General features: G+C 59.4%; 20 protein-coding genes. 16 read left to right on the forward strand and 4 right to left on the reverse strand.

The annotated features are described in order from the left end of the window. Positions 1 to 423: 423 nt before the first annotated feature. Together RDW26_RS07720 and RDW26_RS07725 are read left to right on the forward strand one after the other, a co-directional pair. Positions 424 to 786 carry a hypothetical protein gene (locus RDW26_RS07720; RefSeq protein WP_307983142.1) on the forward strand — a complete coding sequence of 121 codons (363 nt, stop codon included), beginning with the start codon at positions 424 to 426 and terminating at the stop codon, positions 784 to 786. Between the two features lie 15 nt (positions 787 to 801). Then, a complete protein-coding gene (locus RDW26_RS07725; protein WP_294415676.1) occupies positions 802 to 2,457 on the forward strand; it encodes an AarF/ABC1/UbiB kinase family protein in 1,656 nt (551 codons plus the stop codon). Positions 2,458 to 2,704: 247 nt separating this feature from the next. On the opposite strand, the gene RDW26_RS07730 is transcribed toward RDW26_RS07725, so the two are convergent. Beyond that, entirely contained in the window at positions 2,705 to 3,121 is a 417-nt protein-coding gene (locus tag RDW26_RS07730; protein ID WP_307983143.1) for a hypothetical protein, read from the reverse strand. A gap of 214 nt (positions 3,122 to 3,335) precedes the next feature. Further along, positions 3,336 to 3,938, reverse strand: coding sequence for an N-acetyltransferase family protein (locus RDW26_RS07735; protein WP_307983144.1), 603 nt, complete (start codon positions 3,936 to 3,938; stop codon positions 3,336 to 3,338). Between the two features lie 668 nt (positions 3,939 to 4,606). Here RDW26_RS07735 and pheS point away from each other — a divergent pair. The 5 genes from pheS to RDW26_RS07760 all read left to right on the forward strand — a co-directional run bounded on the left by pheS (position 4,607) and on the right by RDW26_RS07760 (position 10,754). Next, a complete protein-coding gene (gene pheS / locus RDW26_RS07740) occupies positions 4,607 to 5,689 on the forward strand; it encodes a phenylalanine--tRNA ligase subunit alpha (protein WP_042436848.1) in 1,083 nt (360 codons plus the stop codon). Positions 5,690 to 5,901: 212 nt separating this feature from the next. Beyond that, complete coding sequence (gene pheT / locus RDW26_RS07745) at positions 5,902 to 8,397, forward strand: phenylalanine--tRNA ligase subunit beta (protein ID WP_307983145.1); 2,496 nt, start codon at positions 5,902 to 5,904, stop codon at positions 8,395 to 8,397. A 127-nt stretch (positions 8,398 to 8,524) separates the two neighbouring features. Further along, a complete protein-coding gene (locus RDW26_RS07750; RefSeq protein ID WP_307983146.1) occupies positions 8,525 to 9,409 on the forward strand; it encodes a methionyl aminopeptidase in 885 nt (294 codons plus the stop codon). A gap of 231 nt (positions 9,410 to 9,640) precedes the next feature. Next, positions 9,641 to 9,946 (forward strand): hypothetical protein, encoded by a 306-nt coding sequence (locus RDW26_RS07755; protein ID WP_307983147.1) that lies wholly within the window; start codon positions 9,641 to 9,643, stop codon positions 9,944 to 9,946. Next, complete coding sequence (locus RDW26_RS07760) at positions 9,933 to 10,754, forward strand: hypothetical protein (protein ID WP_307983148.1); 822 nt, start codon at positions 9,933 to 9,935, stop codon at positions 10,752 to 10,754. Before RDW26_RS07755 ends, RDW26_RS07760 begins: the two co-directional genes overlap by 14 nt. Positions 10,755 to 10,817: 63 nt before the next feature. Here the strand turns inward: RDW26_RS07760 and RDW26_RS07765 are convergent, their stop codons facing one another. After that, positions 10,818 to 11,246, reverse strand: coding sequence for a peptidylprolyl isomerase (locus RDW26_RS07765; RefSeq protein ID WP_307983149.1), 429 nt, complete (start codon positions 11,244 to 11,246; stop codon positions 10,818 to 10,820). A 110-nt stretch (positions 11,247 to 11,356) separates the two neighbouring features. Beyond that, complete coding sequence (locus RDW26_RS07770) at positions 11,357 to 12,667, reverse strand: glutamate-cysteine ligase family protein (RefSeq protein ID WP_307983150.1); 1,311 nt, start codon at positions 12,665 to 12,667, stop codon at positions 11,357 to 11,359. Between the two features lie 167 nt (positions 12,668 to 12,834). Between RDW26_RS07770 and RDW26_RS07775 the strand changes: the two genes are divergently transcribed. The 9 genes from RDW26_RS07775 (at position 12,835) to RDW26_RS07815 (ending at position 25,505) form a co-directional block, all read left to right on the forward strand. After that, the gene (locus RDW26_RS07775; RefSeq protein WP_307983151.1) at positions 12,835 to 14,658 is read left to right on the forward strand and encodes a nucleoside-diphosphate sugar epimerase/dehydratase; all 1,824 of its coding nucleotides are present in this window, start codon (positions 12,835 to 12,837) and stop codon (positions 14,656 to 14,658) included. Further along, positions 14,655 to 15,719 (forward strand): N-acetyl-gamma-glutamyl-phosphate reductase, encoded by a 1,065-nt coding sequence (gene argC / locus RDW26_RS07780; RefSeq protein WP_307983152.1) that lies wholly within the window; start codon positions 14,655 to 14,657, stop codon positions 15,717 to 15,719. The genes RDW26_RS07775 and argC overlap by 4 nt, the downstream gene beginning before the upstream one ends. A gap of 84 nt (positions 15,720 to 15,803) precedes the next feature. Next, positions 15,804 to 17,090, forward strand: a complete 1,287-nt coding sequence (gene argJ, locus RDW26_RS07785) for a bifunctional glutamate N-acetyltransferase/amino-acid acetyltransferase ArgJ (protein WP_307983153.1) — start codon at positions 15,804 to 15,806, stop codon at positions 17,088 to 17,090. Continuing rightward, complete coding sequence (gene argB, locus RDW26_RS07790) at positions 17,087 to 18,085, forward strand: acetylglutamate kinase (protein WP_307983154.1); 999 nt, start codon at positions 17,087 to 17,089, stop codon at positions 18,083 to 18,085. The genes argJ and argB overlap by 4 nt, the downstream gene beginning before the upstream one ends. Before the next feature lie 33 nt (positions 18,086 to 18,118). Beyond that, the gene (locus tag RDW26_RS07795; protein ID WP_294415655.1) at positions 18,119 to 19,384 is read left to right on the forward strand and encodes an acetylornithine/succinylornithine family transaminase; all 1,266 of its coding nucleotides are present in this window, start codon (positions 18,119 to 18,121) and stop codon (positions 19,382 to 19,384) included. 263 nt (positions 19,385 to 19,647) lie between these two features. Then, positions 19,648 to 20,076 (forward strand): arginine repressor, encoded by a 429-nt coding sequence (locus tag RDW26_RS07800; protein WP_042436819.1) that lies wholly within the window; start codon positions 19,648 to 19,650, stop codon positions 20,074 to 20,076. 263 nt (positions 20,077 to 20,339) lie between these two features. Next, positions 20,340 to 21,674 carry an argininosuccinate synthase gene (locus RDW26_RS07805; RefSeq protein ID WP_298625923.1) on the forward strand — a complete coding sequence of 445 codons (1,335 nt, stop codon included), beginning with the start codon at positions 20,340 to 20,342 and terminating at the stop codon, positions 21,672 to 21,674. A 3-nt stretch (positions 21,675 to 21,677) separates the two neighbouring features. Then, a complete protein-coding gene (gene argH / locus RDW26_RS07810; protein ID WP_307983155.1) occupies positions 21,678 to 23,066 on the forward strand; it encodes an argininosuccinate lyase in 1,389 nt (462 codons plus the stop codon). A 270-nt stretch (positions 23,067 to 23,336) separates the two neighbouring features. After that, positions 23,337 to 25,505: a transglycosylase domain-containing protein gene (locus RDW26_RS07815; RefSeq protein WP_307983156.1), complete on the forward strand. Its 2,169-nt coding sequence runs from the start codon at positions 23,337 to 23,339 to the stop codon at positions 25,503 to 25,505. Positions 25,506 to 25,534: the final 29 nt, after the last annotated feature.

Below are 25,534 nucleotides of genomic sequence, written 5' to 3' on the forward strand. Positions count from 1 at the left end.
TTGCTGTTCTCGAAAACCTACGGTTTAGCCCTTGACTTCATATAGCTGGTCTCCTTTGTGGGATGCAGCGGTTTTCGCAAGCGGCGGCGATGGTCTCGCGCCGTGACGACGCGGACGGGTTATCCACGCGTGCGAGCCCGGCAAGTTGGCACGATAAACGCCTGGGGGAGGCCCCCCAGCAAGTGAGCATTGTAGCCGTAAGGGCATCTGCTGCATCCGGCAAGGCAAGGGGGAAGGCCGTGAAACTCCTTTTTGCGCAGGGGACCGGTATCGCGGCGGCCCTTGGTGCGACCGCCGAGGCGCGTAAGGTATCGTTTCGGCTTCAACTTCGCGCTTGAGGTCGCCTGCGCGGCCGGGCGTGTTGCATTATAGGTATGTAGGGGCTTGCCGAATGTGCGAGCATGTGAAGAAGGGGAGGCTGACATGGCAACGATCGGCGATGGTTTCAAGGACATCTTCCTGGCTGGCGTGGGGGCTATGGCCATCACGGGCGAGAAGGCCACAGATCTGGTGAGCACGCTTATCGCGAAGGGCGAGCTTACCGTCGAGCAGGGCAAGCAGATCAACACCGAGCTTGCGCACAAGGCGGCCAACGCCGCGCAGTCCGCGCGCTTCGATGCGCTTGAGGCGCGCATGTCGATCATGACCCCCGAGGAGCGCGAGGCCTTCGCCGCGAAGGCGGCCGAGATCGCGGCGCGCCCGGCGGCGCAGCCTGTGCAGGAGCAGCAGCAAGCCGAGGACTCCCAAGAGCCTTCCGAGCAGGCCGAAGCGTCCGCCGAGCAATAGGGGTCGCGTGCTTCCATGGCCGACAACACGCTGTTGAAGTACTTCTTCTCGTCGGGTTCCGAGGTGGACCCCGAGGGGCAGTTCAACCTTACGCGCAAATCGCGCACGCAAAGGCTGCGCGAGATATACACCATCATGCAGAAGCATCACTTCACGAAGGGGTTCACGCCCGAATCCTTCCGCAGCATGCTGGAGGGTTTGGGCCCCAGCTTCGTGAAGATCGGGCAGACGCTTTCCACCCGCTCGGAGATCTTGCCCAAGGCTTATTGCGATGAGCTGAAGAAGCTGCAGGCAAGGTCGAAGCCGCTTCCGTTCGATGAGATGCTTGCGGCCATGGACTCTATCTACGGTGACGAACGCGAAAAGATCTTCGCCGAGATCGATCCCAAGCCGCTCGGAAGCGCTTCCTTGGCGCAGGTGCACAAGGCGCGTCTTGCCGACGGCAGCGTGGTGGCGGTGAAGATCCAGCGGCCAGGCGTGCGCGCCACCATGGCGCAGGATATCGACATCATGCGTATCGTGGCTCGGCAGGCGTCGCGGTTCATCAAAGACGGGCAGATGCTCGACTTGCGCGATGTGGTCGAGGAACTGTGGGCAACGTTTCTCGAGGAAACGGATTTCAAGCGCGAAGCGGCCAACTTGCAGGAGTTCGCGCTGCTGAACAAGGATGTGGCCTTCATCGCGTGTCCGAAGGTGTATCCGGAGCTGTGCCGCGAGAACATCCTGGTCATGGAGTACGTCGACGGCATCCCCATCGACGATTTCGAGAAGCTGAGCGCTGCAGGATACGACTTGCAGGAGATCGGCGAGAAGATCCTGGATAACTATGCCACACAGGTGTTGGATTTCGGCTTTTTCCATGCCGATCCGCATCCGGGCAACATGCTGGTGCGCGACGGGAAGATCGTCTACATCGACCTTGGCATGATGGGCCGCCTGTCCCCGCGTGACCGCGCGGGGTTCGGCTCCATCATCAAGGCGGTGGGCATGCAAAGCGCCTCGGAGCTCAAAGATGCGCTGTTGGCGTTCGCCATCCAACGTGACAACAACGCCATCGACCATACGCGTTTCCTGGCAGACCTGGATCTGCTGCTGAAAGACTACGGTTCGTGCGATGTCAGCGCCATCGACGTCGGTCAGCTGCTTTCGGATATCCTGAACCTTACGCGTCAATGCAAGGTCACGCTGCCGCCGTCCATCACCAGCGTGTCACGTGGCATCGTCACCCTTGAGGGCACCGTCATGCCGCTCATCCCCAATGAGAACATGGTGTCCATCATCAACGCGCATATCCAGCGCACGAAGGACATGAAGGCCGAGATGATAAGCGCTATGCAGGAGCTGGCGCTGGCGTTGCGCGCTGCAGGCTCGGGTACGCTGGACACGGCGAAATATGCAGGTCAGGCGCTGCATATGCTCACGCGTGGGCAGATGAAGGTGAACATGGAGGTTCTGGGCTCCGAGGCGCCCATGCGCAGCCTTTCGATCATCATCAACAGACTGTCGCTGGGCATCATAGTGGCAGGCCTGTTCATCGGCTCGTCCATGGTGGCCCTGTCCACTATGGAACCGCGCGTTCTCGGGGTTCCCGTGCTGTCCTTCTTCGGATACCTGGGCGCGTTGGTTCTGTCTATCTGGGTGGTCACGGATATCTTGAGAAAGCGAAGATAATACCTGTTCGGTAAGGACTTGAGCGCGATGCGCGGCTTCTTTCGGCGTGCGCGTCGGGAAGCGTTGAGCGATAGGGCCGTTGGGAGGAGCTCCGCCGCGAAGACCGCTTTCCATTTTTGCTTGAGCAATATCGGGGAGCGCATATTCCGTAGAGGCATGGTTTCGCCTTATAAGCCAGTGAAAAAGCGCCTTTTCAGGCGCTTTTTCACTGGCTTCTCGGTTTCGCTTATCGGCAAAATGCCGCTTGTTACGATTTCATCTTCGTCTCCGTCTTGCACTTCGGGCACACCACGCGCATCGTGCCTTTTCCGCGGGGTACGGAAAGCTCCTGTCCGCAGTTCTTGCAGCGGAAGTACTTCGTGGTCTTGCGGTTGGACCATTTCTTCTTCCCAAGCTCGTAGCTACGGCGGGGCTTGGCGGACAAGCGCAGATAGCTCTGGTTTTCCTGACGGCGTTTCCCGATGTTCTTCGAGCAGGTGCGCCAAATGGCCAGCGCCATCGCCGCAAGCGCGACATAGGAAAGCCACCCGCAGTGCGGCAGGATGGAAGCCAGCACGGCGATGATTCCCAGCGCTACCAGCGCGTTGCCAAGGTCGTCGTTGCCGTAGCGGCCCTGCATCCACACGGCGGTGCGTTGAGCTAATCGTTGGAAGAGGTCTTTCATGAAATGCCTAACGTTTCGGTGATGCGGCGTATCGCGCCCCGCAAGGTGAGTTTGCCGCCTTGCGGGGCGCGATACCTACTGTACTGTTCTTTGTTTATGGGCGGGATGCGCGCTGGCGGGCGTTACCTAACGGTTTCCCGCCCGTTGCGCAGCGGGCGGCGGGCAATATCGCGTGCAGGTCGGGTTGCGCTCGGCATACCCGAGCCGTCGCGCTTTATCGTAGGGACGAGTTCGCTCGATCCAAGATATCCTTCACCGCCTGCGGCTGCTGGTCGCATAGCAGCGGGAAGGGCACTGGGGAAGCGGGGTCGTCTTCGAAACGGTCGGTCAAGAACTTCACGTACCAGGTGACATCATGCCATTGACCGCTTTTGAAGCCGGCGTGGCGCTGATGCCCCATCACCTCGAAGCCAAGGCCTTCATGCAGGCGCTGGCTGGGGTCGTTCGGGCTGGTCACAATGCCGTACACCGCTTTGATTCCCTGCGCGGCGCATAGCTCGATGAGCGCGCGGTATAGCACGGCGCCCAGCCCATGGCCCTGCGCGGTGGGCGCAAGATATACGGAAAGCTCGGAGTTCCATCGATAGGCGCCGCGCTCGCGCAGCTCGTGGGCATAAGCGTAGCCAACCACCTTGCCGTCAAACTCGGCAACCAGGTAGGGGTGGGAGGAAAGCACGCCGTCCGTGCGGGCCTGAAAGGCCTCGCGTGCGGGCACCTCCTCCTCGAACGTTATGGATGTGTCTATATAGGGCGCATAGATGCCCAAGATGGCGTCGGAGTCGGCGCTGGTTGCAAGGCGGATGACGGGAGTTGTCATGAAAAGGGCTCCTTCTCGTGTTTCGATCAGGAGCCCATGGTACTACTGCTTTGCGGGGGTTGCGTGATGGTCGAGCTGCCGCCCGATCCCTACGCTGGACTCTTCTCTGCCAAGATCAGCTCGATGCCGTCATCGGTCGATTCGTGATTCGGGCGTGCTTTGTCGGCGTGATGCAGCCGGATTGCGGGATATGCTGCGGCCTCGCCCGTTCCAACGCCGGATGGTCCTGGCTTGTTTCCACGAGGGCTATGTCTTCTTGCATCGGGTGCGCGCGATATGGAAAACGCGACGAATCGCCGATGTTTGCGGTATACTCCGTAAGCACATGCATAGACGAAGACAGCGGCGCGCATCATCGCGGTCGGCAGAGACGGGTCTCATCGGCTGAAAGGACCCGGGCGGCAAGCGCGTCGATTCCCTTCCGAGCATCAGGGCTGAAAGCGGGGCGCGGCAAGCGCGGACGTTTTAGTAGGCCATGGCGGGCGCCCTCCGTTATCGGGGCGAATGAAGCGGGCGGTTCGTGCAGATGCGCGTCCGTCAACCAAGGTGGTACCGCGAGAGCCTTCTCTCGTCCTTGGACTGGGTAAATCCCAGGCCAAAGGCGAAGAGGGCTCTTTTTTATTGGCCGCATACGGCGGCCATCGGCAAATGTGGAAAGGATCGGACACATGGCAATCGTGGACGAGCTGTCGGCGTTGCGCACGAGCACGTTGGCCGCCATCGAGCAGGCTGCGGACACTTCCGCGCTCGAGGAGGTGCGCGTGGCGGTGCTGGGCAAGGCCGGCACGCTGACGGGCTACCTGCGCGGCATGGGCCAGGTGGCGAAGGAGGAGCGCGCCGCCGTGGGCAAAGCGGTGAACGAGGTGCGCGGCGCCGTGGAGGCGGCGCTCGAGGAGCGCAAGCGTGCGCTTGCCGCCAAGGAGCTCGAGGCTGCCATCGACGCGGCGGCTGTCGACGTCACGCTGCCGGGCCGCGGCCAGCAGGTGGGCACGCGCCATCTCATCAACGCCATCACCGACCAGATCTCCGAGATCTTCCTGGGCTTGGGCTATACCGTTGCCCAAGGTCCCGAGGTGGAAACCGACTACTATAACTTCGAGGCGCTCAATGCCCCGGCCGACCATCCCAGCCGCAGCATGCAGGACACCTTCTACGTGGTCGACCGATCCGGCGAGGAGTCCGCGGTGCGCGGCGAGTCCAAGGTGCTGTTGCGCACGCAGACCTCCGGCGTGCAGGTGCACGTCATGGAGCAGCAGAAGCCGCCCATCTACATCATCGCTCCGGGCAAGGTGTATCGCCGCGACGTGGCCGACCCCAGCCATTTGCCGCAGTTCACGCAGATCGAGGGTCTGGTCGTCGACAAGGGCATCTCGTTCGGCGACCTGAAGGGCACGCTGGACTACTTCTGCAAGCAGATGTTCGGCCCCGATCGCAAGACGCGCTTCCGCGCCCACTACTTCCCGTTCACCGAGCCGTCCGCTGAGGCCGACGTCAGCTGCGGCGTGTGCGGCGGCACGGGTCATCTGCACGACGGCGAGCGCTGCCGCATGTGCAAGGGCACGGGCTGGCTGGAGATCTTGGGCTGCGGCATGGTCGACCCCAACGTGCTCAGCATGTCGGGCATCGACCCGGAGGAGTATTCGGGCTTCGCGTTCGGCGTGGGCGTCGAGCGCGTTGCGTGCTTGAAGTACAACGTCCCCGACCTGCGCATGCTGCTTGAGGGCGATATGCGCTTCCTTCGCCAGTTCTAGCCCCTTTTGCTCGACGGCGGCGAAGTCGCTCGACGGCGCGGATCGGCGGAACCTAGCTTGGGTTTTCCGCTTTCGGCGCACGGGCGATGGCCGTGCTCGGCCGATCGGATGCGGTCGATGCGGCGCGCTTCGCCATCTGGGCCGATTCCGGCAAGCTCGGCCGTCCCACTGATTTTCGTCGGCCTTGGCCGATGTCATAGAAAGAGAATGTCATGAAAGTATCGCTGAAATGGCTGAACGAATACGTTGAGGTCCCTACGGACATCAAGGCGTTCTGCGACAAGCTCGACCTTACGGGAACGGGCGTGGAGGGCGTTGAGACGCTTGGCGCCGCGTTCGACCACGTGGTAACCGCCAAGGTGCTCAAAAAGGAGCATCATCCCGACTCCGATCACATGTGGGTGTGCTCGGTCGACGTGGGCGAGCTCAACGTCGATAAGGAAGGCAACCCCGAGCCGCTGCAGATCGTCTGCGGCGCGCAGAACTTCAACGAGGGCGACCATATCGTCACCGCCATGGTGGGCGCGGAGCTGCCCGGCGATGTGAAGATCAAGAAGTCCAAGCTTCGCGGCGTCGCCAGCTTCGGCATGAACTGCTCCGCGCGCGAGCTCGGCTTAAGCGGCGACCACGACGGCATCATGATCTTGCCCGAAGATGCCCCGGTGGGCGTGCCGTTCGCCGAGTACGCCGGCCTGACCGACACCGTGCTCGACCTGGAGATCACCCCGAACCGCCCCGACAGCCTCTCCATCGCCGGCTTGGCTCGCGAGGTGGGCGCGATGTATCGTCGCGACTGGAACGACCCGCTGGCGGAAATGGCCGCCAAGCTCCAGCTCGACGCCTCCGCAACCCCTGTTGACGAAGAGGTCAAGATCACGGTCGAGGATGCCAAGCGCTGCCCGCGCTACACGGCGCGCGTCATCCGCGGCTGCAAGGTGGGCCCCAGCCCCGATTGGATGGTCGAGCGCCTTGCGGCCATCGGCCAGCGCTCGGTTAACAACATCGTGGACGTCACGAACTACATCCTGTTCCTGTTCGGCCAGCCGCTACACGCGTTCGACCTGGACAAGCTGAAGAACGCCGATGGCCGTGCGCACATCGTGGTGCGCGCCGCGCAAGACGGCGAGCCGTTGACCACGCTCGACGGCGAGAAGCGCACCCTTACCAGCGACATGACCGTCATCTCCACCCCCGAGCAGGGCGCGGTGGCCTTGGCCGGCGTCATGGGCGGCCTTGATACCGAGGTGACCGACGATACGGTGAACATCCTGCTGGAGGCCGCCACGTTCGAGGCCGGCCGCACCAGCCGCACCAGCCGCAACCTCGGGCTTATCAGCGAAAGCTCCATGCGCTACGAGCGCGGTGTGGACGACCACGGCATCGAGGCGCGCTCCGCTGCCGCTGCTGCGCTCATCGTGGAGGTCGCCGGCGGCACCGTGAGCGCTGCCGCGGCCGACGACCAGGGCATCATCGACGTGTGGCCCGAGCCTAGCACCGCCGCGCAGCTGAGATTCCGCATCTCGCGCTTCCGCTCAATGATGGGCGCCCAGATCCCGCGCGAGTTCATCGTCGAGATCTTGGAGCGCTTGGGTTGCAAGGTCGAAGACACCGCCGACGAGGATGTGCTGGACGTGGTTTCCCCCACCTTCCGCCCCGACCTGCCGCGCGAGATCGACCTGTACGAGGAGGTGCTGCGCCTGTACGGCATGGACCTCATCCCCGAGACGCTGCCCGGCGGCCGCGGCCGCTTCGGCGTGCGCTCCCATATGGAGCACGTGCTGGATACCGTCAACCGCACCATGACCGCATCCGGCCTCAATGAGACCATGACGTATTCCTTCGCCGAGCCCACCGAGCTCGAGCGTCTGCGCATGCCCGTCGAGGGGCTGGGCGATCCCGTGGAGCTCATCAACCCCATGAACTCCGACCAGTCGGTCATGCGCCAGAGCATCATCCCGGGCCTTTTGCGCTCGGTGGCGCACAACCAGGCTCGCGGCGTGAAGAATATCCAGCTCTACGAGCAGGGCATGGTGTTCTTCGCTCACGAAGGTAAGAAGCAGCCCAAGGAGCGCCGCCGCCTGGCCGGCGTCATGGCGGGCGCATTCGGCGACGCTGCCTGGAACGTGCAGCCTGCGGCGTTCGACTTCTTCGACGGCAAAGGCGTCGTGGAGAACCTGATGCGCGAGCTGGCCATCCCGAAGGTCCGCTACAAGGCGCTGTCCGCGCAGGAGGCCCCGCATCTGCAGCCCGGCCGCGCCGCCCAGGTGCTCTCCGGCGGCACGGTGCTCGGCTGGGTGGGCGAGCTGCATCCGCTGGCTTGCGCCGCCTATGACGCGCAGGCGCCCGTAGTCGCCTTCGAGCTGGACGTCGAGGCGCTCGCCAAGGCCTGCCGCCCTGCGCGCGACTACGTCGACGTGCCCACGTTCCCGGCCGTTTCCATAGACCAGGCGTTCGTGGTCGACGAGGATGTCACGCACGAGCGTCTGGAGCAGTGCATGTCGTCTGCGGGCGGCAAGCTGCTGGCCGAGGTGCGCCTGTTCGATGTGTACCGCGATTCCGAGCGCATCGGCCAGGGCAAGAAGTCCATGGCGTACGCGCTGACGTACCGCGCCGCCGATCGCACGCTTACCGGCGAAGAGGTCGATAAGGCGCATGCGAAGCTGGTGAAGAAGGTCTGCGGCGCCACCGGCGCCGAGGTCCGCGCGTAAAGGCGATCAGCCCACGCGCTAGGGAAGCCGCCGAGTCCATGCCCGGCGGTTTCCTTGTTTCAGGCGGATTCTAAGACTTAACCATGGCTAACAGCGTTACAATAGGGCGCAAACGAAAGGATGCGGTATGTACGACAATCTGAAAAGCCCCGGTCGCAACGACGAGTGTTGGTGCGGCAGCGGGCGTAAATACAAGAAGTGCCACCTTGATTTCGACGAGCGCCTGCAAAGCCTCTATGAGCAGGGCTTCGAGGTTCCCCAGCGCAGCTTGCTGAAAACGCCGGAGGAGATCGAGGGCATCAAGAGAAGCGCCGCCATCAACATCGGCGTGCTGGATCTTGTGGCGGAGCGCATCGGAGCGGGCGTCACCACCGAGGAGATCGACAAGTGGATCTACGATTACACCGTCGAGAATGGCGGCATCCCGGCCGACCTTGATTACGAGGGCTATCCGAAAAGCGTCTGCACGTCCATCAACGAAGTGGTCTGCCACGGCATCCCGTCGCCCGACGATGTGCTGAAAGACGGCGATATCGTCAACGTCGACTGCTCCACCATCCTGGACGGCTACTATTCCGATTCCTCACGCATGTTCTGCATCGGCGAGGTGTCCGACGAGAAGCGCCGTCTTGTGGAGGAAACCAAGAAGGCGCTGGAAGCCGGTCTTGCCGCGGTGAAGCCGTGGGGGCTTTTGGGCGATGTGGGCGCTGCGGTGCACGAATACGCGCACGCGCAGGGCTTCTCGGTGGTGCGCGAGTTCGGCGGCCACGGTATCGGCTTGGAGTTCCACGAAGATCCCTTCGTCAGCCACGTGTCTGAGCCCGGAACGGGCATGGTGCTGGCGCCGGGCTGCTGCTTCACCATCGAGCCCATGATCAACATGGGGGGTCATAAGATCGACATGACCGACCCCAATGGCTGGACCGTTCGCACGGCGGACCGCAAGCCCTCCGCTCAGTGGGAAGTGCAGCTGGTGGTCACGGAAACCGGCTATGAGCTTCTGAGCTGGTAATCTTTCATCCCGGCAGGGGAATTGGGCAATAGCGTCCTCCCTTGCCGGGATTTTTTTCAACTTTATAACGAACAAACGTACGAAATCGTGTTATACTCCCGTCAACACATCAGAGCCAGTGCAAGCGCCTCCTTCCAAGGTCGCCCGTAGATGGCAGCGGTGTTCCTCGCTGCCCGTTCCACGCTTGCAAGATCCTCTCCGTTTTTGGAACAATCGAAGAAGGTGTTTGCCATGTCCGGTAACGGGTCTGTGTCTTGCTGCGCGCAACCAGGTGCATTGGTGGTTATAGCGGCGCTTCCGCTCTGTCAGTTGCGCGATGCGCTCGATTCGATGGAGTATCAGCTGTTCGAAGGTGGCTTTATTTCGGTGGGATGCGACGGAGAAGGCGCTGATGATTGGCGGGAGTTCGATCAGCTGGGGTTTGGATCCGCGCTTGATCAGGTCTTGCCCGGCGCCTTCCCGCTTCGATGTGCATGCGTTATGGATTGCGCCGATGCGGTGTCCCTTGTGCAGGAGGTCGGACATGTTGTGCTCTGATCTTCTTTGGGATGCGCAGTCGGTGTCTCGAAAACAGGTTCCCACGTTACAGGATGCCTTTCTGTGCTGCGATAGGGAAACGCTGCTTTCCATGGTCGAGCAGGGTTATGCGCGTCATTTGCCGGGGTGGGGTCAGTCCACTCCGCAGCAACGCCGCGTTGCTCGCAAGCGCATGGGCCGCGCTTTGGACGCCATGCTCGATTGCGTGGTGAAGCGCAAAAGCGGCAAAGCCCTGTGCGTATTCCCCGAAGAACGCTTCGTCGTGCATGCGCGACGGGGCCAGGCAAGCATCGAGCGTTTGGTGCAGGCCCGCGTGGCAGACTTGTCTGCGGGCGCAGTGCGGCAAGATGTCTCCGAAGGTGGGCGCCTGTTCGGCTGCGTTCCCTGGTCGCAGGGGCTTTCGTATCGCGTATGGCTCGAAGGCCCCTGGGATTGCTGCGAGCGCTACATGGTCCTTGCAAGCGCGTTCTGGCATCTGACGCACCAAGCGCCGGCGTCGAGGCAAGGCGATTCGAGCCTTGGGATTCTCGGCACCTCCTCGGAAAGCGCGACCTCTAAGGCGGGGGCGCAATCGTTGCCTCGTAGCGATTGCTCGTTCGTAAGCTGTGAAGAAGCGTTTCCTTCGGCCGACTCCGTTGGCAGGCTTGCGGCGGTGCGAGCCGCGTCCATGGGCTTGTATGTTCCCGATGCTTTGGAAGAAGCGTGCCAAGAACGACTCATTGCCAGGGTCGATAGGCTTAATCAGGTTTGTGAGGGGGATTTTCTCAACAGGGTGGAAAACCTTATGGGTCGGCTGCAGGCGGCATAGCGTCCTGCAATGAAAAGGGCCGCTCGATCGAGCGGCCCGGGGTACCTTTAAAAGCTATATCGACTAGTCTTCGATCTCCACCAGCGTGATCTCGAAGTTGAGGTCCTTGCCTGCCAGTTCGTGGTTCATGTCAAAGGTTGCCACGCCGTCTTCGATCGACTGCACGAACACGGGGAAGATCTGGCCGTCGCCGCTTTGCATGTATACCGTCTGGCCAACGGGAAGCTCGTTGCCGTTGGGGATCTGATCCAAGGGGATGCGCTGCACCAGTTCCTCGTTGCGCTCTCCATAGGCGTCGGCAGCGGGGATGTGCACGGTTTTGGTCTCGCCCTCCTCCATGAGCTCAACTGCCGCATCGAATCCGGGGATCATCTGCCCGGCCATGCACGTGAACTCCAAGGGCTCGCCGCGATCCAGGGAAGAGTCGAACTTCGTACCGTCGTCCAGCGTGCCGGTGTAATGAACCTTGACCTTTTTGCCTTTGTTGCTCATCGAAACGTCTCCTGTCGTATGGGTATTTCGCTCGGTTAAGTCTACCCGACAAACCTGAAGCCGGGCTCGGTAATGACGGGGGAACCGCGAAAAGTTCCTTTGCCGTTGCTTTACGCCTCTGCGGTTTCCTTCTCTGCTAGGTCGGCAAGCGTGATCCGTTGGGCCACAAGGTCGGAAAGGGGTTTAAGGAGCGTGCGGTCATCGGGGTTTAAGCCGTTTTCAGCCAACCCGATAACGCGGTCGCACAGGTCGGCTACCGGCACTCCGTAAACATCAGCATTGTAGCCGCGTTCCATCAGGGCATCTTTCGCCATTTCGAAAGCGTCGGCGTCTACATTGGCGAAAAGGGCTTCAAGCTGCTGCAGGTTGTCTTCGTCGTAGAACAAGCCCTTGATAAGGGCGGCATAGGCGATCACATAGGGGATGGGCATAGAGTCCGCCGGGCGGATCTCCAAGTACGTTTTCAGCCGCACGTCGGGGAATTGCATGGAAACCGCGTGCTCTACTTGCTTTCGGGTCATCGGCTTGTCGGCGTACAGTTGTCCAAAGGTCTGCTCGCAGTAGCGCCAGCCCTCGTTTTCATCGGGCGCCACTATAGCGGGCGTGTCTAACACGTACTTCGCATAGTCTTCGAACGTGAAGCCGCTTGAAAGGGCACCGGGCACAAGGCCGCATCGGTCGCTGTCGGTATGGCGCCATATGTCGGTCCTCATCAGCTTGTGCGAGCGGGGTTTGCCTTCGAATACCGGCGAATTGTCGCAAATCAGGCTCAAAATAGGAGTAAGCGCATAGGCGACCCTCATTTTTCGAAGGCAGTCCTGCTCGCTTGTGTAGTCGATGGAGATCTGCGTTGAGGCGCTGCCTCGCATCATGCAGGGGCCGTAGATATCCTTTGCGCCAAGATATCGGTTCATGAATGCGTAGCGGCGCTTAGGTATCAGGTCCAAGCTGCGTGCCGTGGCGGTGGGATGGTATCCTTGCGCCACCACACGCATGCCTTTGGGGGCAAGCAGCTCATCAAGCGTTTTCCGATATGCGGTAAACGTCTCCAGGGCTTTTTGCAGGTCATCGAACGGACCCGCCGATAGCTCGATTTGGGCGGCAGGTTCGATGGTGATCGCCTCTCCTGGGCGAGCTACGCCAAGAAGGTCGCCTTCTTCATCTACGGTCGCTTGCGGATAGGATTCCCCTAGCTGTTCAAGCAAATGCGCAACGCCGTTCTCCTCGCTATAGGAGACAGGGGAGCCGTCAGCGCGCACAATGGTCTGTTCCAGCTCGATGCCCAGTTTCCCGTGCGATTCAGCGGGTTTTATGCCGCTTCGGAAGAAAGCCGTCAGCGCTTCGATATTGTGGTTACGAGCAGGTTGGGAGACGTCGCCGGGGGTGGCGTCGGTATGGTTTTCGGGGGCTGGAATATTCATGTAACAAGCTCCTTGGCCGGTAATATCGCTGCAATCATACGCCAGTTTGGCTACAATAGGCCTTCAGTCGGCAGCCTTTGTAGGTAATCTGACACTATGAACTGTTCTATTTGAAGATGAAGACGGGGCCGGGTTTGGACGTGCATATCACAAAAAGAACAGCGCTTTTGTTGCTGCTCGACATCATCGCCACGTATCTGTCGTATTGGCTTGCATCTATTCTCACCAACGTTAAGGGAGAGGTGTTCGTCAATAACGAGATTTACTTCGTATTGGGCATTCTCGCGTTTATCAACGTCGTGGTTTTGGCGACGTTTCGCCTGTACAACAATTTATGGGAATATGCCAGCATCGATGAGGTCATCCAAATCGTCGGCGCAACCGTGCTCGGCACGTTGGGCGGCGCCGTGTTTCTGTGGATTATCGGCACTAGGCTTCCTATCAGGGTTTTCGTCGTTTCGTGCTTCCTTTTGATCTTCTTCATGGGCGGTATCCGCTTCGTGTTCCGCTTCATGCGCCAAAAGGGAAGGGCCATCGCCTCGTCGCAGCGCACGTGCGATCGCCCGCGCACGCTGGTGGTCGGCGCGGGCGAAACGGGCTCGCTGGCAATCGGGCGCATGGCGTCGAAAGATCCGCTCATGCCCGGTATCCCCATTGTCGCCACTGACGACGACCCTGCGAAGCGAGGTCAACGCATCCATGGTGTGAAGGTTTCTGGCGGAACCTCCGACATCGTCGATCTGGTTGATCGCTACGATATCGAGCAGATCGTCGTAGCTATCCCCTCGTCCACGCCCGAGGAGCGTAAGCGCATTTACGGCGAATGCACGAAAACGGATTGCCGTTTGCGCACGCTGCCCAACGTTCGCGCTTTGTCCCTTGATGAAATCGGGGATGTAAGCCTGCGCGACGTCGATGTGGCGGACCTGCTTGGTCGCGAGGAGATCATTCTGAACACTCGTGCAGTTTCCGGCTATATCGCCGGTGAAACCGTGCTGGTCACTGGCGGTGGCGGTTCCATCGGCGGCGAGCTGTGCCGTCAGCTGTGCACGGTGGCGCCTGCTCGCATTGTCATCTTCGACATTTACGAGAATGATGCGTACATGCTGCGCAACGAGCTTCTGTCCGAATACGACGACATCGATATCATCATCGAGATCGGCAACGTATGCGACAAGGAGCGCGTCAATGAGGTGTTCGCGAAATATCGCCCGGGCGCGGTGTTTCATGCGGCTGCCCATAAACACGTTCCTCTTATGGAGCATTGCCCGCGCGAGGCTGTTCACAACAACGTGTTCGGCACGTTGAATGCCGTTCGTGCCGCTGATGCATACGGGGCGGCGCGCTTCATCTTCATCTCCACCGACAAGGCGGTTAACCCCACGAGCGTCATGGGGGCGACCAAGCGCATGGGCGAAATGATCGTGCAGTACTATGCGCGTACGTCGAAAACCATTTTCACCGCAGTGCGTTTCGGCAACGTGCTTGGCTCTAACGGCAGCGTGATTCCCGTCTTCCAGCGTCAAATCGCCGCCGGTGGGCCTGTTACCGTTACGCATCCGGATATCGAGCGGTTCTTCATGACCATCCCCGAGGCGTCGCGATTGGTTATCCAAGCGGGAGGCATGGCGCATGGCGGCGAGATCTTCATTTTGGATATGGGCGAACCCGTCAAGATCGTCGATTTGGCAAAAGGCCTTATCCAACTGCAAGGCCTTACGCCGGACGTGGATATCAAAATAGAGTTTACGGGTCTGCGTGAAGGTGAGAAGATGTACGAGGAACTGCTCATGGACGAGGAGAGCACGCTTCCCACCGATAACCAGTCCATCATGATCTCCACGGGCCAGGAAATCAGCTATGATCAGGTTGCCTCGAAGCTCGATGAGTTGGAAAACGCGCTTTCGGCAACTGATGGGGAAGCTATTCGCATGCTTGAACAGGCGGTCCCAACGTACCATTACACCTCGAATGGGAAGGGCATAGTATGAGCATCAAATGCGGTATTGTCGGTGCAGCCGGCTTCGCTGGCATAGAGCTGGTCCGAGTTGCGCTGCGGCACCCCAAGTTCGAATTGGTCGCCGTTACCTCCAATGAGCTTGCTGGAACCCCCGTGGCCAAGGAATACCCTTGCTTCACGGGAGCAACCGACCTTGCCTTCTCCAGGCATGACGACCCGGTTCTCGATCAGTGCGATGTCGTGTTCCTTGCCGTGCCTCATACCGCGGCAATGGCAATGGCCCCTCGTATCGTCGATCGTGGGGGTGTGGTGGTCGACCTGTCTGCCGATTTCCGTTTAAAGGACCCTGCGGTTTACGAGCAGTGGTACAAAGTCCCTCATACTCAAACCGAGCTGCTCAAGCGCGCCGCCTTCGGCTTGCCCGAGCTGTTCCCCGACGATCTTGTCGCCGCCGCGCAGCAGCGCAAGGAAGGCAAAGGGGCGGTCGTCGGTTGCGCTGGCTGCTATCCCACGGCAACCACGCTTGCTGCAGCGCCTGCCGTGCGTCTCGGCCTTGTCGATGACAAAGCTCCGATTGTCGTAGATGCCATTTCAGGTGTGACGGGTGCAGGCAAGAAGGCTACGGCGCGCACCCATTTCTGTTTCGCCAACGAAAATCTCGAGGCTTACGGCGTTGCTACGCATCGCCATACGCCTGAAATCGAGCAGATCCTGGGCGTTTCCGACCGCTTGGTGTTCACCCCTCATTTGGCGCCACTGAACAGGGGCCTTCTGTCTACGGTGAACCTGCCCTTGGCGGCCGGGGCAACGCATGATGTGGCGAAGATCGTCGAGAGCTATAAAGAGTTCTATCGAGACAGCGCGTTCGTAACCGTGCTCGATGCAGGGGTTATGCCCAAGACGTCTTCCGTCGTGGGCACGAATTGCGCTCATATCGGGCTTGCCGTCAATGAGCGGGTTGGCATGCTCATTGCCGTCGGAGCTATAGACAACCTTTGCAAAGGCGCTGCTAATCAAGCTGTTCAGTGCGCTAACATCGTATTCGGGCTGCCAGAGGACCTTGGCCTTGATAAGGTGGCGGTTCCCGTATAGCCAATCCGCCCGCCGTTTCGGCGGGCGTTTCAGAAGGAGGGCGTAATGACTCATGCAGTTTCCGCTGCGTCTAAGGGGGACGCGGTGAAACCTCTGCATAACGCAAGCACCGCCGACTCCTACGCAGATCTGCCGTTTTTGCCGGCAGGCGGCGTTGCGTCGGCGAAGGGTTTCAAGGCTTGTGGCATCCACGCAGGATTCCGCGCTGATCCAAAGCGTTTGGATTTTGCGCTGGTGGCAGCTGATCAACCGGCGGCGTGTGCCGCGGTGTTCACCACGAACGTATTCTGCTCGGCTCCGGTCACAGTGTCCAAGGAGCACCTTGATGGTGCAGGGTATGGCATCGCGCGTGCAGTGGCCATCAACTCGGGTATCGCAAATGCGGCTACCGGAGACAAGGGCCTTCAGACGGCGCGCCAATCGTCCAGCATCGTCGCCGATGCGCTCGGTTGCCCGGCGCAAGAGGTTTTGGTGGCGTCCACGGGCGTTATCGGCCAGCATCTGCAGATGGAGCCTTTTGAAAGCGGCGCGCCTCTGGCCGTCTCGGCGCTGTCTGCTGCGGGAGGTGCCGATGCGGCTCGCGCCATCATGACGACGGACACCAAGCCGAAGGAATTCGCCGTAACGTTTAGCGGTAACGGCTTGGGCTACGATGGATGCATGTTCACGGTGGGCGGCATGGCAAAGGGCTCGGGCATGATCATGCCCAATATGGCCACCATGATCAGCGTCATCACCACCGATGCGCCCATTGCCGCAAACCACTTGCATGAGGCTCTTTCGAAGGCGGTGGGGATTAGCTTCAACAAGATCACCGTCGACTCCGACACCTCCACGAACGACTCGTGCTTCCTTATGGCAAGCGGTGCGGCAGCGCCGCAAGGCGCTGCGTGCATGCAGCCCGGTACGCCTGTCTTCGACGCGTTCGAGAACGCACTGCGCACCGTTTGCGTTGCGCTTGCCCGCGAGATGGCGGTCGATGGCGAAGGCGCTACGCGCCTCATCACCGTTAACGTAGCGGGAGCCGCAAATCCGGAGGATGCGGACAAGGCGGCGCGTACCGTAGCGAATTCGCCGTTGGTGAAAACGGCGGTTTACGGACACGACGCTAATTGGGGTCGTATCGCCGCAGCGCTCGGCAGGTCCGGCGCGGCGTTCTCCCAAGGCGATGTCGCCATCGATATCATGGGGCTTCCGGTATGCCGAAAAGGCTTAACCGTGGAATTCGATGAGGACGAAGCGCTTCGCCGTTTCGAGGAGCCCGAAGTGATCATCGACGTCGACCTTGGCGCCGGCAACTGCGCAACAACCATGTGGACATGCGATTTCTCGCACGAATACGTCACTATCAATGGAGATTACCGCTCATGAAGTACGCAAAGGACACGCGCCCCGAGGGCGCATCAACGGAGGCAGCTAAGATCCTCGTCGAGGCGCTGCCGTGGATTAAGAACATCACCGGTAAAACCGTCGTCATCAAATACGGTGGATCTGCCATGGTCGACGAGAAGCTGCGCGCAGATGTCATGAGCGACATCGTGCTGCTCAAGATCGTCGGCGTGAACCCTGTCATCGTCCATGGCGGCGGAAAGGCCATCACCAGGGCGATGGACCTCATGGAAATCCCCGTTGAGTTCAAGGACGGCCAGCGTGTTACCACGCCCGAGGCCATGAATCTAGTCCGCACCGTCCTTATGGGCGAGGTCAACCAGGAATTGGTCGAGGCATTGAACCATCATGGTAATTTCGCCGTGGGCGTCTCCGGTGCTGATGGCGGCGTTATCGTGGCCGAGCAGGCAAGTCCTGATCTGGGTCGTGTCGGCCACATCACGCGCATCAATCGCCCGCTGCTCGACGACTTGGTGGCGTCGGATTATATTCCGGTTATCGCATCGGTCGCAATCGGAGAGGACGGCGGCTTCTACAATGTCAACGCCGACATGGTTGCGGGTCATATCGCCGCCGCCATCGGCGCTCATAAGGCGGTGTTCCTTACCGACGTCGACGGCTTGTACGAGAACTTCGAGGATAAAAGCTCGCTCATCTCCAACCTTACCGTGTTCGAGGCGCGCTATATGGTCGAGAACAACGTGGTGTCCACGGGCATGATCCCGAAACTGAAGTCGTGCATCCATGCGCTGGAAAACGGTGTGCAGCGTGCTCATATCATCAATGGGACCACGCCTCATTCTCTGCTGCTCGAAATGCTTACCAGCACCGGTGTCGGCACGACCATGCATTCCACCGAAGAGGCCTATCGTTTCGATAGTCACCCTCTGGGCAAATTCGCTTCGAAGCTTCTGGAGAACCGTGAAGAAGTCGAGGCCGCTCAGAAGGCTTCTATCCAGAGTTCTTCCGCACATTAAAGAAATCGTTACCTTACGAAGGAAGTTGATAGCATGTCGCTAGAGCAACAGCAGGAACTCGAATCGCAGTATGTGATGCATACGTTTGCCCGTAAGCCCGTCGAACTCGTTTCCGGCAAGGGTATGGAAGTCGAAGATGCCGAGGGCAATAAATACCTCGACTTCATCGCAGGCATCGGCGTATGCAGCCTCGGCCATTGCCATCCTGTCATCACCAAGGCTCTGCAAGACCAGTCTCAGCGTCTGATCCACGTGAGCAATTACTACTACATCGAGGGTCGCGGTGAGCTCTCCCGCAAAATCTCTGGGCTACTCAATGGTGGGGATCCGGCAAGCCCCGAGTCGTGGCAGACGTTCTACGCAAACTCCGGAGCTGAGGCGAACGAGTGCGCTATCAAGCTCGCTCGCTTGTATGCGCGTAAGAACGCCGAAGAGGCCGCTCGTGCCGCAGGAGCGGACGAGGCCCAGGTCAAGCAGGCGTTCGATGGCGCTCCGCGCACCATCGTGGTTCTTGATCGCAGCTTCCATGGACGAACCCTCGCAACGCTTGCGGCCACTGCTCAGCCTGCGAAGCAGGAGGCGTTCCAGCCCTTGCCCGGCGGTTTCGTAAGCACGCCTATCAATGACGTTCAGGCTCTTACCCGTTTGTTCGAGCAGCAGGGCCATGATATCTGCGCCGTCATGCTCGAGTGCATCCAAGGCGAAAGCGGCGTGCATCCGTGCACGAAGGAATTCCTGGAGGCGGTGCGCAATCTTACCAAGGAGCATGGCGCTCTTATGGTGTGCGACGAGGTTCAAACCGGAATCTTCCGTTGCGGTACCCCGTTTGGCTTCCAGCATTTCGGAGTCACCCCCGATATCGTGACCATGGCGAAGGGTATCGCCAGTGGAATGCCCATGGGCGCCTGTGCTGCCCCCGCCCATATCGCAAAGGCGTATCAGCCTGGCGACCACGGCACCACGTTTGGCGGCAGCTGCTTGGCAGTGGCGGCCGCAACGGCAACGCTTGATACGCTTTCCAATGGTTTTCAGCAGCATGTGCAGGAAACCGGCGAATACATGCGCCAACAGCTTGCCGGCGTGTCCAAGGTCAAGGAGGTCCGCGGCGTTGGCCTCATGAACGCCATCGACCTTGATGAATCGGTTGATGCGCCTGCTTTGGTTCAGAAGGCGCTGGGCAAGGGCCTGCTGCTCAACGCTACGGGCGCCCATACCCTGCGCTTCCTTCCGCCGTTGGTGTGCGAGAAGGGCGATATCGATGCAATGGTCGAGCGTCTGAACCAGATGATCGAAGCCTAAGGGCTCTATAACGCTTGCCAAGGGTCCATGTTGCGGCGTGGACCCTTGGCATCCATGCGGATGGGATTTCGGGGCAACGTTTCGCCGATACAAGGGAAGCGGCATATTCTTCGCTAATTTAAATTTCATCTCGCTGATCATCGAATCTTGCGGTATTATGAATTGCATATTCTTGATGGCACTTACACTATTTTGCATATGCATCAGGAATCATTGGAGGAAACCGGGTACAATGCCCCACCTGGGGCGGGAAGTAACGAGGCATGAGGAAACGGCAACAAAGACATGACGTGATTCGCGACATCATTCGCGATCGCAATGTCAAGACGCAGCGCGATCTCGCTAATCAGCTGCAGTCTGCCGGCTACGAGTGCACTCAGGCTACCATTTCCCGCGATATCATGGACATGGGCCTCGTGAAGTCTCGCGAGGGTTATTACGTCCTCCCTGAGGAAATGCGTCTTCAGCGCATGGTTTCCGAATTAGTTGAAGAGGTGCACGTCGCTGGCAATCTGGTTGTCGTGAAGACGTTCTCCGGCGGTGCTGCCGGCGTCTCCGCAGCTCTTGACAAAGCCAGCCTGCGTGGAGCGCTCGGCACCGTTGCCGGCGACAACACCATTATGATCGCAGCAGAAAGCCCCGAGGCTGCGGTGGAGGTCGAGCGAGCCATCGACCGTCTGCGACGACGATAATCGTCTAGTTTTTCTACCGTTGCAAAGACGGTTATCTTTGCATATTCCACGTTGTATTTACAAGTTGTTACATCATTGCGCTGCGCGTCATCTCTGGGTAATTGTGCACGTATAATTCCTAAGGGATTACTATAGTTTCAGGAAATTTCACTTGGGAAACTAGTCTGTAACCAGGCAGTACGGGGCATACCTGTATCTTGTGGCACTCGTGGACCCAAATCTCCTTGTTGCTAAACAAATCGCATTCGAAAGGGCCGATCATCATGGCAGAGCAGAAAGACAAAGTGGTACTCGCATATTCCGGTGGTCTTGATACATCTTGCTGCATAAAGTGGTTGCAGGATGAAATGAATCTGGACGTCATCGCCGTGGTTGGCGATGTGGGGCAGGAGCACGATGGCCTCGAGAAAGTCAAGGAAAAGGCTTTGCGCGTCGGCGCGCTCGAGTGCATTGTGGTGGATATGCGCCAAATGTTCGCGCAGGAATATCTGACGAAGGCGCTAGCGGCGAATGCTATGTACGAGAACAAGTATCCGCTGGTGTCGGCGCTTTCCCGCCCTCTGATCTCGAAGCATCTTGTGGATGCTGCGCATAAGTTCGGTGCGAAATATATTGCCCATGGATGCACGGGCAAGGGTAATGATCAGGTGCGTTTCGAATCCAGCATCACCATGCTTGATCCGTCGCTGAAGATTTTGGCCCCGGTTCGCGAGTGGAATCTGCTTACCCGTCCCGATGAGATCGAGTGGGCTCAGGCTCATGGTGTGGAGGTCGGCGCCACGAAGGATTCCCCGTACTCAATCGATGACAACCTGTGGGGCCGCGCAATTGAGTGCGGCGTACTGGAGGATCCTTGGATCGAGCCGCCTGCGGATATCTACACCATGACCGCCGATCCCATGCAGGCGCCTGATCAGCCGGAATACGTTGAGCTCACCTTTGCTCGTGGAGTGCCCTATGCGATCAACGGCAACCAGAAGAGCTATCTGGGCATCATTTACGAGCTCAACGAAATCGCGGGCAAGCACGGTTACGGTCGTATCGACATGATCGAGAACCGTTTGGTGGGCGTCAAAAGCCGCGAGTGCTATGAAGCCCCTGCGGGAATGGCGCTGATCAAGGCGCATAAGGCGCTGGAGGACCTGGTGCTTGAGCGCGAGGTTCTGCATCACAAGCTTGCGCTGGAGCAAACCTGGGCGAATTGCGTCTATAACGGCCAATGGTTCTCGCCGCTGAAAGAGGCTATCGATGCATTTATGGCTTCTACGCAGCGCTGCCTATACGGCACCATCCGCTTGAAGTTCTTCAAGGGTTCTTGCACGGTGGTCGGCCGCAAGTCCGCATACTCGCTCTACGATCAGGGCCTGGCAACGTATGACAAGGGGGATACCTTCAATCGCGACGCAGCCAAGGGCTTTATCGAGATTCAAACGCTGTCCACGAAAACCTGGGCGGTCAATCGTCGTCAGGAAGGCGCTCCTGCTGAGCTGTTCGATGCTCAAAATGAGAAGGGCCCCCTCAAGCGCGGCCGCTACGAAGACGTCACGCCGCTGTCCCGTCAGGAAGCTGCCGCTGAGGCTCACAAGGAAACGGAGTAACCTATGGCTCTTTGGTCGGGCAGATTCACGGAAAACGTTAGCGAGTTCACGCAACGCTTCGGCGCCTCGTTGCCTGTCGATAAGGCATTGTATGCGCAGGATATCGCAGGGTCGAAGGCTCACGCGAAGATGCTGGCGAAGGTCGGCGTGATCTCGGAAGAGGATGCACAGCAAATCGTTGCGGGGCTCGATCGCGTCAAATCCGATATCGAGTCAGGTGATTTCTCATTCGATATCAACGACGAGGATATCCATATGTCGGTGGAAAAGGCTCTTACGGCCGATATCGGGGATGCGGGAGCGCGTTTGCACACGGGTCGCAGCCGCAACGATCAGGTTGCAACGGATACGCGTCTGTACGCCAAGCAGCGTGCTACCGACTTGATGCATGCCAACATCGCGCTGCGTCATGCGCTCATAAGCCAGGCCGAGTCCAATTTCGATGTCATCCTGCCCGGCTATACTCATCTGCAGCATGCGCAACCGGTCCTGTTCTCACATCATATGCTTGCGTATGTATGGATGCTTACGCGCGATTATCGGCGCTTGCAGGCTGCGCGAGATGCGGCCGACGCCTGTCCGCTGGGCGCAGCTGCGTTAGCTGGGACAACCTACCCGCTTGATCGTCAGATGACGGCAGGGGAATTGGGCTTCGCTTCGGTCATCCCGAACTCGCTCGATGCGGTGTCGGACCGTGATTTCCTGCTTGACTTGGATTACGCTTGCGCCGTTTCCTGCATGCATCTGTCGCGCCTGTGCGAGGAGCTGGTGCTTTGGTCAACCTCCGAGTTCGGCTTCATCGAGCTGTCCGACGCGTTCTCCACGGGTTCGTCCATCATGCCTCAAAAGAAGAACCCCGATTTTGCCGAGCTCATCCGCGGCAAAACCGGACGCGTGATCGGCAATTTGGTGTCGTTGCTGGTGACCATGAAGGCGCTTCCCCTTGCCTATAACAAGGACCTTCAGGAGGACAAGTACGGGGCGATCGATTCGGCGAAAACGCTGGAAGATTGCCTGCAATGCGCCGCGGGAATGATAGAAACCATGCGCATCAAGCCGGAGAACATGCTCAAGCAGGCGAAGTTCGGCCATTTGGCGGCAACGGATGTTGCCGACTACTTGGCGAAGAAGGGTCTTCCGTTCCGCCATGCACATGAAGTGGTAGGACATTTGGTGCTGCTGTGCGAGCAGCGCGGTTGCAACCTCGACGACCTGTCGTTTGACGACTTCAAGGCGGCAAGCCCGTTGTTCGAGGAGGATATCGTCAAGGCGCTCGATCTTCCCAGCATCGTGGCGGCTAGGACCACGGAAGGGGGAACGGGCGAAGCGGCTGTGGCACAGCAGATGGAGAAAGCTAAAGCGACGCTTGCCGCAGACGAGTCGCTGCTATAGTCGCAGCGCCTCGAAAAGCAAAAGGGCGGCCAGGGGACGAACAATCGATTCCCTGGCCGCCCTTGGCTTTTTTGCTACGAACTTGTGTGCTTTGAAAACCCTATTTCCCCCGATGGTACAATTACCCAAGTTTCTTGGAGGTGGTTCGTGGCTTCTCGTTCGATAAAGAACAGGCCGAGCATTAAGAAAAAGCGTCCTTTTGTCGGCCTGCTTGCATTTCTCAGTATCATCGCGGCTATTTGCCTGGCCGGTTGCATAGGCGTCGTCGTCTTGGGCGATTCCTGGATCGGCGACCTGAAAACCTATGACGTCTCGGAGGTATCCGAGCTGAATTCGTCTGCGCCGACTACGGTGCTCGCGTCCGATGAGAAGACGCAGCTTGCGCGCTTCCAAGTGGAAAACCGCGAGCCGGTTGAGCTTAGCGGCATCAGCAAGTACGTGATGCAGGGTACGGTGGCAACGGAGGACGAGCGATTCTACGACCATGGCGGCTTCGACCTGGTCGGCATTGCCCGTGCCGCGTTCGTCACGCTTACGGGGTCTGGTCGCGAAGGCGCTTCAACCATTACGCAGCAGTTCGTGCGCAATACGGTGCTCGCCGACGAGATGAACGATATCTCGCTTAAGCGCAAGATCCGCGAGATGTATCTTTCCGTCAAAATCGAGGAGATGTACTCGAAAAACGACATCCTCCTCATGTACCTGAACACCGTGAATTACGGTTCGGGTGCTTATGGCATCCAGGCGGCTTCCCAGCGATATTTCTCGAAGGATGCAACTGATTTGACGCTGGCGGAAGCGGCAGCGCTTGTCGGCATCCCCCAATCGCCTACCTATAACAACCCTATCGATTATCCGGATAATTGCTATGCGCGTCGTAATCTGGTTCTCGATCGTATGCTGACGAACGGCTATATCACCCAGGAAGAGCACGACTCCGCAAAAGCCCAGGATCTTGTGCTCAATCCTTCCGTGCCCTCTTCGGATGGCATCGAGAAGTACCCGTACTTCACCAGCTACGTCAAAAACGTGCTTTCCGACCAGTACTCCCAGCTCGATGTGTTCAAGGGCGGGCTGACCGTTGTCACCACCCTTGACGTCGATACCCAAGAGGCCGCAGAGGATGCCGTCCGCACGAAGGAAGAAGGCCTGAGCGATGCGATTAGCGGTTCGCTCGTGGCAATCGATCCTTCCACGGGTTTCATCCGCGCATTGGTCGGCGGTAAGGATTGGGATACGCAAAAGACCAACCTGGCAACCGGCGAAGGAACCAACGGCGGCCGTCCTTGCGGTTCGTCCTTCAAGACGTTCACGCTGATCGCGGCTTTGGAAGAGGGCATCGACCCGCAAACCATGGTGGATTGCTCTTCGCCTTCGGTGATTCCCGATACCGGATACGATAGCTCCAATCCGCTGCAGAACATCAACAATATCAACTACGGAACTCGCAGCATCGTGCGTGCGTTCGCCGTGTCGTCCAACACCGGTTTCGTGCGACTGCAAATGGCTTTGGGAACTCAAAAGGTCATCGACGCTGCGAAGAAGATGGGAATCACCTCCACGCTCAACGCTAACCCGTCGCTGACGCTTGGCCAGTCCAACGTCACCATGCTCGACATGGCGGATGCGTATGCTTGCATCGCCAATGGAGGCACGAAATACGACGCGCAGCCTATTCTGAAGATCTACGACAAGAACAACAACCTTATCGTGGATAACAGCCATCCGTCGGGGACGCAGGTCATCTCCGCCGAAGTCGCCCACGCGGCAACCGAGGTCATGAAGGGCGTCGTGAACACCTCCGAAGGCACCGGCACGCTGGCCAAGCTCGATAACGGCCAGGAGGTGGCGGCGAAGACGGGTACTTCCAGCGAGTACCATGACATCACGTTCTGCGGTATCACGCCGCAGCTGTCCGTTGCCATCTGGTTCGGTGATCCGTCTAACCAGGAAACCATCCCCACCGACGTTAGCGCGGCGGATGTGTTCAAGAAGTTCATGACGGCGGCGCTATACGGCAAGCAAACCGAAACGTTCCCCCAGGCATCGAACCCCACGTACAAGGCGTTCTCGAATGCCACGTACCATATCGGGACGACGTCTTCCAGCTCGTCCTCCAACAGCGCGAACTCTGTCGGAAACTCGAGCAACAGCCAAAACAGCAGCTCAACCGGCTCGAGCAACGGCCAGTATGGCACGGCTAGCGGAAATGGCAACTCCAATAGCTACGGCACCGGCAGCACAAACGGGAGCGCCTCAGGCAGCACGGGGTCCGATAACGGCAGTGCGACCGGTGGCGGGACGACCGGCGGCGCTACGGGAGGCGGTACCGGGTCGGCAACCGGCGGTACGACCGGCGGGGGTGGCACCGGGGCGGCAACCGGAGGGGGCACGGCTTCCGGGGGCGCATCCGCCGGCGGCGGTGCGTCAACCCAGTAAGATATGGTTCGGCAACAGGTAGAACAGGA

This window comes from uncultured Senegalimassilia sp., assembly GCF_902464545.1.
In the GTDB taxonomy this organism is placed as follows: Bacteria; Actinomycetota; Coriobacteriia; order Coriobacteriales; family Eggerthellaceae; genus Senegalimassilia.